The sequence below is a fragment of the Candidatus Omnitrophota bacterium genome, from assembly GCA_025453395.1.
GTDB lineage: Bacteria > Omnitrophota > Gorgyraeia > Gygaellales > Profunditerraquicolaceae > JAlOQK01.
Genome location: JALOQK010000003.1, coordinates 153,939 through 165,544 on the forward strand (window position 1 = coordinate 153,939; position 11,606 = coordinate 165,544).

10 protein-coding genes and 2 tRNA genes are annotated in these 11,606 nt (G+C 41.8%); 10 read left to right on the plus strand and 2 right to left on the minus strand.

The window, feature by feature from the left end:
• Positions 1-60: 60 nt before the first annotated feature.
• From MUF05_04825 to MUF05_04850, 6 genes are read left to right on the plus strand one after another with little or no spacing between them, the layout of a single operon-like run.
• Positions 61-996, plus strand: a complete 936-nt coding sequence (locus MUF05_04825; protein ID MCU0666398.1) for an S-methyl-5-thioribose-1-phosphate isomerase — start codon at positions 61-63, stop codon at positions 994-996.
• A gap of 3 nt (positions 997-999) precedes the next feature.
• The gene (locus tag MUF05_04830) at positions 1,000-1,998 is read left to right on the plus strand and encodes a class II aldolase/adducin family protein (protein MCU0666399.1); all 999 of its coding nucleotides are present in this window, start codon (positions 1,000-1,002) and stop codon (positions 1,996-1,998) included.
• Positions 1,998-3,443 carry an aldehyde dehydrogenase family protein gene (locus MUF05_04835; GenBank protein ID MCU0666400.1) on the plus strand — a complete coding sequence of 482 codons (1,446 nt, stop codon included), beginning with the start codon at positions 1,998-2,000 and terminating at the stop codon, positions 3,441-3,443. The genes MUF05_04830 and MUF05_04835 overlap by 1 nt, the downstream gene beginning before the upstream one ends.
• Position 3,444: 1 nt before the next feature.
• Positions 3,445-4,956 (plus strand): AMP-binding protein, encoded by a 1,512-nt coding sequence (locus tag MUF05_04840; protein ID MCU0666401.1) that lies wholly within the window; start codon positions 3,445-3,447, stop codon positions 4,954-4,956.
• Positions 4,953-5,972: a 23S rRNA (adenine(2503)-C(2))-methyltransferase RlmN gene (rlmN, locus tag MUF05_04845; protein MCU0666402.1), complete on the plus strand. Its 1,020-nt coding sequence runs from the start codon at positions 4,953-4,955 to the stop codon at positions 5,970-5,972. The genes MUF05_04840 and rlmN overlap by 4 nt, the downstream gene beginning before the upstream one ends.
• Positions 5,965-6,648, plus strand: coding sequence for a GDSL-type esterase/lipase family protein (locus tag MUF05_04850; protein MCU0666403.1), 684 nt, complete (start codon positions 5,965-5,967; stop codon positions 6,646-6,648). The genes rlmN and MUF05_04850 overlap by 8 nt, the downstream gene beginning before the upstream one ends.
• A gap of 8 nt (positions 6,649-6,656) precedes the next feature.
• Here MUF05_04850 and MUF05_04855 read toward each other — a convergent pair.
• Positions 6,657-6,739 (minus strand) — tRNA-Leu (locus MUF05_04855).
• A gap of 34 nt (positions 6,740-6,773) precedes the next feature.
• Positions 6,774-6,849, minus strand: a tRNA-Ala gene (locus tag MUF05_04860).
• Positions 6,850-6,956: 107 nt separating this feature from the next.
• Between MUF05_04860 and MUF05_04865 the strand changes: the two genes are divergently transcribed.
• The 4 genes from MUF05_04865 to MUF05_04880 all read left to right on the plus strand — a co-directional run bounded on the left by MUF05_04865 (position 6,957) and on the right by MUF05_04880 (position 11,574).
• Positions 6,957-7,343: a response regulator gene (locus MUF05_04865; protein MCU0666404.1), complete on the plus strand. Its 387-nt coding sequence runs from the start codon at positions 6,957-6,959 to the stop codon at positions 7,341-7,343.
• A 9-nt stretch (positions 7,344-7,352) separates the two neighbouring features.
• Positions 7,353-9,755, plus strand: a complete 2,403-nt coding sequence (leuS, locus tag MUF05_04870; GenBank protein MCU0666405.1) for a leucine--tRNA ligase — start codon at positions 7,353-7,355, stop codon at positions 9,753-9,755.
• Positions 9,756-9,859: 104 nt separating this feature from the next.
• Positions 9,860-10,189: a helix-hairpin-helix domain-containing protein gene (locus MUF05_04875; protein MCU0666406.1), complete on the plus strand. Its 330-nt coding sequence runs from the start codon at positions 9,860-9,862 to the stop codon at positions 10,187-10,189.
• A complete protein-coding gene (locus tag MUF05_04880; protein MCU0666407.1) occupies positions 10,186-11,574 on the plus strand; it encodes a competence protein ComEC family protein in 1,389 nt (462 codons plus the stop codon). Before MUF05_04875 ends, MUF05_04880 begins: the two co-directional genes overlap by 4 nt.
• Positions 11,575-11,606: the final 32 nt, after the last annotated feature.

An 11,606-nucleotide genomic window follows, 5' to 3' on the forward strand; every position in this document is an offset into this window, starting at 1 on the left:
GCTGTAGTTTTTAGCTTTGCGCTTTTAATTTTACGCTTATCAAGCACTAGGAGTATATCAATGAATTTTTCGCCTCTATTCTGGCCGGTAGAACTAAAAGGAAACGCCATTTATATCCTTGATGAGACGCTTTTGCCGCAAAAGGTAAAATATATTAAAGTTACCAATTGCCAGCAGGCGGTGAGAGTTATCAGGCAGATGAAAACCCGGGCTGTGGGGCAGGTGCTTCTGGTGATGTATACTTTTCTTTTGGTGCTAAGCCAAAATAAGAATAAGAAAAATTTGCCGCAGATCTTAGAGGAAGTGGCAGATGATTTAAATCATGCCCGGCCAACGCTGCCATTCAAGTTCTTAACTGATATGGTGCTTTCCTGGGCAAAACAGGGCATGCCCTTAGAAAAAAGTATTCCCGGTTTCTTGGAGGCGCTTAAAAATAAGCGCATCAAGCAGGCAAAAGAAGCAGCTTTGCTTTTAAAAGACGCGGATGTAGTTTTAACCCATTGCAATATTAGTGGCCTTATGCCATTAATTGCGGAATTTGCGCGTCAGGAGAATAAGAATTTGAGTTTTTATGTTACGGAAACCCGTCCTTATTTGCAAGGAGCGCGTTTGACAGCATGGGAACTGCACAGGGCAGGCTTTGATGTCACGGTTATTTCCGATAATATGGTGGCCCAGGTTATGGAAGAAGACAAAATTACCAAGGTTGTTGTGGGGGCGGATCATTTAGCAAAAAATGGCGATATCGCCAATAAAATCGGTACATACCAGATCGCGCTTTTAGCTAAGCATTTTGGAATTCCATTTTACGTAATTTGTCCTCCCGCCTCGCACGCCCAGACCGGAGCGGATATTCAAATTGAAGTGCGACCAGATAAAGAATTGCTAGAATACCGCGGGATAAAGCTTGCCCCCGAAGGGGTCAAGGCATATTATCCGGCTTTTGATGTAACTGCCAATGATCTAATCACCAAACACATTTACCTGGAGATTTAGTTTATGGATAATGAACATAATTTGAAGGATGAAATTATTAAAGTCGGAAAAAGGCTTTATGAAACTGGCCTTGCTGTAGCTAAATCCGGGAATATCAGTTGTCGATTAGACGAAGAAAATATTTTAATTACCGCAAGCGGGACTTTTTTAGGCGATTTGCACAAAGAGGATATTGTAAAAGTTAATCTTGCAAGCGGTTCTTGCTTTTGCCTTGAGAAGCCAAGCTCTGAATTGCCTCTCCACAGCCTTATTTATAAGAATTTCCCGGCGCAGGTTGTGATTCATGCCCACCCGCCTTTAATTAACGGGTATTTTGCGGTTGCTTCATCTTTAAAGGGGCTGACCTTTGAAACTAAATTTTATTTGGGCGACATCCCGGTAGTAGAACAGCATACGCCAACAGTAACCCGGCCCGAACCGGTGATTGATGCCCTAAAGACCAACAGCATGGTGATTCTAAGAAATCATGGCGCAGTAGTTATGGCGGATAAATTTAGTGATGGTTTAAATCTAATAGAAGCTCTTGAGGAGGCTGTGCGCACTGCAGCGGTGGCGCGGCTTTTTCAGAAAGACATACTTGATGATTTGGATGTGGCGTTAAAAGAAAAGCTTACCGGAAACGATGTTTCTTACCAAATATTTTCCCGTGAGCATATTCAAGCAATCGTAGAGTTAGTGAATAAAGACGAATTTATTGCTCAGAAAGGCAAAGAGCTTGATCTGACTGTAAGGCTGGCAATAAAACTTGATAATAGTCCAAATGAATTCTGTTTTAACTTTGAAAAAGGAAAAATCACCAAGCTTCAGGATAGTTCCGATGCGCCGTTTGTAATTTCCGCTCCAGCTAATATTTGGGAGCAGGTATTCTTAGGGAAATTAGATTCATTTGTCGCGGTTACGCAAGGAAAAATGAAATTACAAGGACAGCTAGGCCAGCTTTCTAAATGGTATGTGCCGTTTACAAGGTTATTTTCTTTATTCAAACAGATAAAAATAAAATAATGGAACACAAAGTCATTAATCCTTCCACAGATGAAGTTATTGCGCGTATTCATCTTTCTGCGCCTAATGAAATAGAATCTATTATCGCGCGCGCCAGGAATGCTTTTGATTCCGGGGTGTGGAGTAATCTTTCTTTTGATAAGCGCAAAAATTATATTCTTAAGATTTACCAATGTATTCTGGATAAAGCAGGAGAGCTGGCGCGGCTTGAAACACTAAACACCGGAAAGCCGATCAAAGAATCCACCTTTATGGATGTGCCTTCAAGCGCAAAGACCTTTGAATATTTCGCAAATAATTTTGAAAAATACCTTACACCAGAAACAATGGGGATTTCCCAAGATACCGCGCAGGTAGAAGCAAGGCTTTTACGCCAGCCGCTTGGTGTAGCAGTTTTAATTGTGCCTTGGAATTACCCGCTAATTATTGCTTCGTGGAAAATGGCGCAGGCCTTAGCCGCGGGAAACTGTGTCGTCTTAAAGCCTTCAAGCCGGACACCTTTGACAGCTTTAGAGCTTGGTAAAATCGCGCACGAAGCAGGAATTCCTGCGGGGGTAGTAAATGTGGTAGTGGGAAAAGGCGATGAAGTGGGCCGCGTTTTGTGTTCAGATAAGCGCGTGGATATGATTTCTTTTACCGGAAGTAACGACGTGGGCAAGAAAATAATGGAATACGCTTCGGGAAATGTTAAAAAGATGGTTATGGAATTAGGCGGAAAATCAGCGTCTATTATTTTAGATGACGCGAATGCGGAAGCGGCGGTTAATGGCTCTCTTTGCTCTGTATTCTTAAATCAAGGCCAGATGTGTACAGCTATGTCGCGTATTCTAGTTCAGGATAAAATATACGACACGTTTGTAAAAAGCTTTGTGGAGAAAACCAAGCAATTAAAGCTCGGCATAGGAGCGGACTTTGAAGCTCAAATCGGCCCTCTTATTTCTTTAGAGCAACGCAAAAAAGTTTTATCTTTTATTCAACAAGCTAAGCATGAAGGAGCTAAGCTGGCTTATGGAGGAAAAATCCCAGATGATGCTAATTTGCAAAAAGGTTATTTCCTTGAGCCGACAGTTATTTTGGATGTCAAGCCCTCTATGAGCGTTTTTCGTGATGAGGTTTTTGGCCCGGTCGCCTGTATCTTAAAATTTTCTTCTATTGATGAAGCTATTCGGCTTGCCAATGATTCAGATTTTGCTTTGGCTGCCTGTATCTGGTCGTCAGATAAACATAAAGCAGAGCGTTTGGCAGAAAAGCTTAATGCCGGAACAGTTTGGATTAATACCTATGGTATGTTCTTTAATCAGCTTCCTTACGGAGGTTTTAAACAAAGCGGATTCGGCAAAGAACTGGGCAAGGAAGGGTTTTTGGAATATACCCGGCTTAAGAATGTAATCACTGATCAGTCATCCGACGGAAAACCGCTCGTTAACTATTGGTATGGAGTATAAGATGGATGTTAAGCAGATCTTGGAAGCACGCTTAAAAGAGCACAAAGATAAAACCGCAGTTATCTTTCGCGACCAAAAGATAAGTTTTGCGCAAATTTATGATGTGTCTTTAAAATTGGCAGCGTCTCTGGAGAAATTGGGCGTAAGAAAATCCGACAAAGTGGCAATTTATCTTCCGGCCTGCCCCGAATATATCTATAGCTATTTAGCAATCTGGCTTTTAGGATCGGTGTCTGTTCCGCTTGACTTTATGCTTACCCAAGATGAACTTGTTTCATGTATTGCGCACTCAGAAGCAAAAATACTCATTGCCAAAGCAAAACACGCCGTTGATTTTGCTGGTTTAAGCAAAGGCGCTAGCAATCTTAAGCAAATTATTACTTTGGGTGAATCTTCGTCAGAGGCGCTTGATTTGCACAGGCTTATCCAGGAAGAAAAGCCGTTAAAAGTTTTCCCGCAAATTTCTCCCAAAGACCATGCTATTATTTTTTATACTTCCGGGACAACTGGAAAGCCCAAAGGCGTCTTAATCAATTACCAGCAACTCGGCGCTCCTGCTAAGTCTATGAGTTTGTTTGTTAACGGGGACTTGACCAGCAAAGATAATGTTTTATGCGCGCTTCCATTTTCGCATTTAGGCGGGTTAATTTATATTCAAAACTTAATTTTCTTTGGCTATACATTAATCCTCATGGAACGTTTTATGCCTGTAGAATTTCTAAAGAATATACAACAGTACAAAGTTGCTTGTTTCTGGATTGTGCCTTCGATGTATTATGCGCTTCTGCAGCTAAAAGAGTTTGAGACATTTGATTTATCTAGTTTACGCTGGATAGTGACATTTGGCGCCTCTAATTCCCCCGATGCTTTAAGGAGATTCCATCAGTTTTGTCCCGGTGCGCATCTTTTAAATGGTTGGGGCATGACTGAAACCAATGCCCCGACAACTGTTTTGCCCATGGGTTCAGACAATATCGAAAGCGTGGGTCGTTCTGCGCCATGGATAAAGGTTAGAATATTTGACGAGCAGGATAAAGAAGTTTCACCGGGCCAAGTTGGCGAAGTGGTAGTCCAGGGAGATGTGGTTACAGACGGTTATTACAAAGATGAAGCTTTAACTAGAGAAACTATCCGTAACAATTGGTTTTATACTGGCGACTTGGGAAAAATCGATGCACAAGGATTTCTTTATATCGTAGGCAGGAAAAAAGAGATGCTTAAGGTTGCCGGAGAGATTGTCTTTGAGCCGGAGATCGAAGCGGTTTTGCAAAAACACGAAAGTATCGCGGAAGTCGCGGTAGTGGGGATGCCGGACAAATTAAGAGGAGAAGTCCCCAAGGCCTATATAGTTTTACGCCAGAACGCAGTTATTTCCGAGGATGATTTGCGCTATTTCTGTAAACAGCATCTGGCGCATTTTAAGGTTCCGCATTCTTTTGAAATTTTAGCAAGCCTTCCAAAAAATAGGTCCGGAAAAATAAATAAAGAAGAACTACGCAATAAAAATCAATGAAGCCGGATATAAAAGACCTCGACCTTGTTAAGCTTCAGGGTGTTTTGCGTCTTTGGGGCTATCCTGTTTTTCACGCCAAGCAGATCTTTCAGTGGATCTATCAGAAACAAACCCTTGATTTTAATCTTATGTCGGGTTTGCCCAAAGAATTGCGCCATAGGTTAAACGAAGAATATTCTGTTGCAACTGCCACAATTGTCAAAAGCCTTAAATCAAAAGACGGCACAGAGAAATTTCTTTTAGCGTTGCAAGATAAAAAGGCCATAGAAACTGTGGTTATACCTTATAAAGACAGGACAAGTGCCTGTATCTCATCGCAGGCAGGATGTAAGTTTTCATGTTTTTTTTGTGCAAGCGCTGCTAAGGGCTTCTCGCGCAATCTTTCAACAGGAGAAATCTTAGAGCAGGTAAGCTTGGCAAAAAAGAATTTCTCAGGGTTAACCCACCTTGTTTTTATGGGAACCGGAGAGCCGCTTGACAATTATGACAATGTAATCGCGGCAATAAAGATTATAAATTCTAAAGATGGTTTTGCCATTGGCGCAAGAAGGATCACCATCTCAACCTGCGGGATTATTCCCGGGATACAGAGATTGCAGGAAGAAGGCCTGCAGATAGAGCTTTCCATTTCTTTGCACGCCCCAGATAATGATCTGAGAAGCCGTCTGATGCCGGTAAATAAGAAATACCCTTTGGCAGCCCTTATGAATGCCTGCAGAGGGTATATTGAAAAAACTAACCGCCAGATAACCTTTGAGTATATTTTGATAAAAGATCTAAATTCTGGTTTGCCAGAAGCAAGAAAGTTAGCTAGAATATTAAAGGGGATGCTTGTTAAGGTTAATCTTATTATTGCTAACCCGGTTAAAGAATTAAGAATAGAGCCGCCCGCTCAAGAACAGGTCAATATTTTTAAAAAAGAGCTTATCAGAGAAGGCGTGCATGTGACTTTGCGCCAAAGCCGCGGGCAAGATATTGATGCTGCCTGCGGGCAGTTGAGGCTAAAATATGAATAAAGGCAGCTATAATCTATCAGCTGTAAGCTGTAAGCTAAAAATTAAAAGCCATTGGTTAAAAACCACAAACTTTGAATTCTCGATAGCTATCTTAATGTTTATAGCTTTAGTTTTCTTAGGGTGCGTTAAACAAGAGATTAAAAATATAAACTCCGCGGGGAAGAATATTGTTTGTTTCGGAGATAGTGTTACTTTTGGTTATGGGGTGGAAGAAAAAGATTCTTACCCTGCTCAACTGGCTCGTATGTTGAATAAACCGGTAATTAACTCCGGTATTGACGGGAATACTTCATCAGATGCCTTAAATAGGATTGAAGAGGATGTCCTATCTAAAGATCCGTATTTGGTTGTTGTAGAGTTTGGAGGAAATGATTTTTTGACCAAAATTCCTATAAAGGACACTGAGAGTAATGTGCGCCAGATCATAGATAAAATACTTGCCAAAGGCTCGATGGTGGCATTGGCTGATGTAAGCGCGGGGTTTGTCTTAAGCGAGTACCGCCCGGTTTATGCTAAGATCGCCCGCGAAAAAGGGGTTGTTCTTATCCCGGGGTTATTAAAAGGGATAATCACTAACCCTAAAATGAAAAGCGATTTTTTTCATCCCAATCCCCAAGGCTATAAATTAATTGCCTACCGTATTCTGCGCCAGATAAAACCGTATATTAAAAATTAAAGTATTTATGCTGGAGGAGGGAGTTGAACCCTCACGAGCGTGAACTCACCAGTTTTTGAGACTGGCGTGTATGCCATTCCACCACTCCAGCAATATTGATTGGGAAGTTGCTTGTCGCAAAAATTTGGTGGAGCTGAGGAGGATTGAACTCCTGACCCCTTGCATGCCATGCAAGTGCTCTCCCAGCTGAGCTACAGCCCCATTACAAGCGGAAAATAATATAACATAAGACCCCTTTGCCGTCAATCCAATAATGCCCTTGACCAGGGCTTACCAATAGTGTATAGTAACAATCTAAAGGAAGAAAAATGGCATATAAAATTATGGTGGTTGATGATGAGCAGGATGTGCGCGAGTTTGTCGGCAAGAGGCTTATTTCTGAAGGGTATGATATTATTCTTGCCGCGGACGGTGAAGAGGCGATTGAAAAAGCCAGCAAAGAGCGTCCGGATATAGTCCTGTTGGACCTTATGATGCCTAAAAAAGACGGTTTCTCGGTTATGCAAGAGATACGTAAGAACTTCGCGGACAAGTGGATACCGATTATTATTGTAAGCGCCAAGAATGACCTGGAAGCAGTAAAGAAATCATATCAGATGGAAGCAGACCACTACCTTACTAAACCCTGCACTATTGATAAGATCCTGGAAGGCGTTAAGACCATGGTTTCTCTTATGCCTCTTAGGGTAAAATAAACCTTTCCAATGAGCTACGAATTCAAACTTATAGAGCAAAAATGGCAGAAGTTTTGGCAGGAAAATAAGGTTTATCAGGCTTTTATGCAAGAGGGAAAGCCTAAATACTATCTCCTGGAGATGTTCCCTTATCCTTCCGGTAAAATCCATATGGGCCATGTGCGTAATTATACTATCGGAGATGTTGCCGCGCGTTTTAAAATGCTGCAAGGGTATAGCGTGCTTCATCCTATGGGTTTTGACGCTTTTGGCCAGCCGGCAGAGAACGCTGCGATCAAAAATAAGACCAAACCCGACGAATGGACGTATAAATGCATTGATTGGATGAAGACAGAATTAAAAAAGATGGGATTTTCCTATGACTGGGACAGGGAAATTGCCACCTGCGACGCAAGTTATTATAAATGGAATCAGTGGATATTCCTGAAGATGCTGGAGAAAAATCTGGCCTATAGAAAAGCCTCTAAGGTGAATTGGTGCTCAAGCTGTCAGACTACCCTTGCCAATGAAGAGGTTGTTGATGGCGGATGCTGGAGATGCCACACGCAAGTTGAACAAAAAGATTTAGAGCAGTGGTTTCTGAATATTACTTCTTATAAAGAGCGCCTGTTGGAAGCTTTATCTGCTCTTAATGACTGGCCGCAGAGAGTTGTTGCCATGCAGTCAAACTGGATCGGAAAAAGTCAGGGCGTAGAGATTTATTTTCCGGTTAAGGATAGCGATCAAGTAATCAATGTTTTCACTACCAGGGTGGATACCATTTTTGGCGCCACTTACGTGGTATTAGCCGCAGGGCATGTTTTAGTAAAAGATTTGATCAAGGGTAAGCCGCAGGAAAAAGAAGTCTTAAGGTTTGTAGAAAAGTCCTTAACCGACAAAAAATCAGCGCGTTCTGATTCAGAGGTAAAAAAAGAAGGTGTTTTTACCGGTAGATATGCGGTTAATCCGGTAAACGGCGAGGTGATTCCGATTTGGGTGGGTGATTATGTTTTAACCGAATACGGCACTGGCGCGATTATGGCGGTGCCTGCGCATGATCAGCGCGATTTTCTGTTCGCAAAAGAACATAAATTGTCGATGCGGATTGTAATTCAGCCGTCAGCTATCAGCTATCAGCTATCAGCAGAAGAATTAAAAGAGGCTTATGAGGGTGATGGGGTACAGGTGAATTCCGCGCAGTTTGACGGACTTTCGAATACCGAAGCAAAAATAAAAATTGCCCAATGGATGGAAGAAAAAAAGATCGGCAAAATCCAAAAACATTGGCGGCTGCGCGATTGGCTGATTTCCCGTCAAAGATATTGGGGAACGCCGATTCCGGTTATTTACTGCTCTAAATGCGGCATTGTTCCGGTGCCTTACGAGGATTTACCAGTAGGATTGCCTAAGGATGCTGTTTTTACCGGAGAAGGCGGCAGCCCCTTGGGCAAGGTTAAAGAATTCGTAGAAGTTTCTTGCCCGAAATGCCATGGAAAAGCCCGCCGGGAAACCGATACTATGGCCACCTTTATTGATTCATCGTGGTATTTCTTGCGTTTTTGTTCGCCTCGTTTTGACAAAGAGCCTTTTGACAAGAAAGAAACAGCTTATTGGATGCCGGTTGACCAGTATATTGGCGGAATTGAGCATGCGATTTTACATCTTCTTTATTCGCGTTTTTTTACTAAGTTTTTTCAGGATTTGGGGATGATTGATTTTTCTGAACCGTTTAAGCGGCTTTTGACCCAGGGCATGGTCTTAAAAGACGGTGAAGTTATGTCAAAGTCTAAAGGCAATATTGTTGATCCGGATTCGATCATTGAGAAATACGGAGCTGACGCCTTGCGGCTTTTTATCCTTTTTGCCGCTCCTCCTGAAACAGAGCTGGAGTGGGATGACCGGGGGCTTGAGGGCGCGTTTAAATTCTTAGGCCGCGTCTGGCGCATACAGGATAACCTGCAGGGAGAAACAAATCCCCAGACCCTAAAGGCGCTACATAAAAGCATTAAGAAAATAACCGATGATTTCACGGATTTTAAATTTAACACCGCCATTGCCAGCATGATGGAGCTGGTTAATGCTATTTACCAATCCGCAGCAGATAGAGAAACTTATTTGAGCTTAATAAAATTAATAGCTCCCATTGCCCCGCATTTCTCCGAGGAACTTTGGCAGTTGATGGGCCAAAAGGAAAGTATTTTTCTCTCCGCGTGGCCGGAATATGACCCGAAATTGCTTGTAGAGGACACGATTACGCTTCCGATTCAGATAAACGGTAAACTGCGCTCCAAGATAGATGTGCCCGCGGGAGCGGATAAAGAGAAACTTAAAAGAATTGTGCTTGCGGATGAGAAAGTAAAGCAATGGATAGAAGGTAAACCCGTTAGGAATTTTATCATCGTTCCGGGGAAATTGGTCAGTATCGTTATATAATTTTTTGTAAGAAAAATCTCCCTCTTGCGTCTAATAAGATAAGGCACCTGGCGCTTATCGGTGTTGCGCCAGTGTCGCCTTTTCTAGGCGAGGAGGGTATTTTTATGTTTGCTTTAAGCAATGAAGAGAAGCAGGCGGCTTTGTTTCTGGCTGCGGTAATTATTGTAGGCGTAACCTTGAATTTTGTTCTTAAATTAAACCAAGATTTCAAGAAAACAGTTTTCCCTTCCCAAGAACAAGTTAAGATTGATTTGAATAAAGCAAGTCTGGCCGATTTCTCTTCCTGCCGTTGTTTAAGCCAGCATCTATCAGAAAACATTATTTCTTACCGCCAAGAGCATGGGGATTTTTCTTCGTTTGAAGAGTTAAAAAAAGTAAAGGGTATCGGTGATGTGCGTTATGAAAAACTTAAGAAGGTATTTTTTGTCCGATGAAACACTTATTTGTTTTTTTGGTGCTTGGGTTTTGTCTTGGCATAATCATTGCCCAGAGGGTTTATTTAAATTATTGGCTGGTATTGGGAACGTGTTTTTTAGTATTTTGTGTAAGTTTTATTGCCGCAAAGAAAAGTTTCTGGATTTTGATTACTCTTTTCTTTTGTATCGGACTTTTGACGGCAAAAAATAATTACACGCTTCCTAAGTGCCATATTCTTAAAGTTATCCCGCGCCAATACGCAAAAGACTGTCAGGCGCAGGGAATTGTAGTTTCTGAACCGGATTTTTCTAATGGCCGCACTAATTTTATTCTTAAGACTGTTCAGGTTTCAGGGGGGAGAACAAAATCAACCTGTTGCGGGAATGTCCTTGTTTATATTAGGGGTGAATTTCCGGTTGATTATGGGCAGGAGTTGGTTTTAAGAGGCGCTATTTATTCTCCGCGTTATAATTACAGCCGATATTTAAAAAACCAGGGGATTCAGAGGGTGTTGAGCGTAACAGAGAAGGCTTGGATTCCGGTTTTGCCGGGTAATAAAGGCGGTTGGTTGACTAATATGTCGCTTAGGCTTAAGAAAAAGATCAGGGGTTTTCTTAAGTCAAGCCTTCTTCCGGTAACTAGCGCAATTATGGGGGCGATGCTTATCGGGGACAAAAAAGATATTCCGCCTGTTCTTTATCAGGAAATGGTAAGATGCGGCACAGTGCATATTTTAGTAGTCAGCGGTTTTAATGTGGGGTTGGTGTGCATGGTCTTAGTCTTGGGATTAAAAATTCTCCACGTGCCTAAATTAGCGCGTTTTTTCCTGGCGATTTTCGCCCTTATTGTTTATTGCATATTATCCGGCATGGCAAATCCGGTATTAAGGGCGACAATAATGGCTTTGGTTTTTATGTGCGCTTATTTCTTAAAAAGAGAGCATCCAGAGTATAATTCTTTGGCCTTGGCAGTCTTGTTTATCCTTATCTTTAATCCCCAGCAGTTATTTGATATTGGCTTCCAGCTTTCTTTTGTAAGCGTCTTGGCAATAGTTTTTTTGTATCCGCGCCTAAAGAAAATATTCTGCGCATACATAAACGGCCCTAACTTTTTATTTTTTGTGGTAAATTTATTCTTGGTTTCTTTTTCTGCGTGGTTGGGCACTTTGGGCTTAGTAGCGTATTATTTCAGGATTTTTTCTCCGGTAACGGTTGTAGCCAATATTGTTATTGTGCCCTTGGCGACAATAATGACGTTTTGCGGTTTCGCGCATCTTTTTTTGGGAGCGGCTTATTTGCCGTTGTCGCATTTTTCATCCGCAGTCTGCAATTTTTCTGTGATGCTTCTTATAAGATCCACTCATTTCTTTAGTTCCATCCCCATGGCAAGTTTTTCATTTTAGTTGGCTGCCATTTTTGTGTTATAATTAAAAAC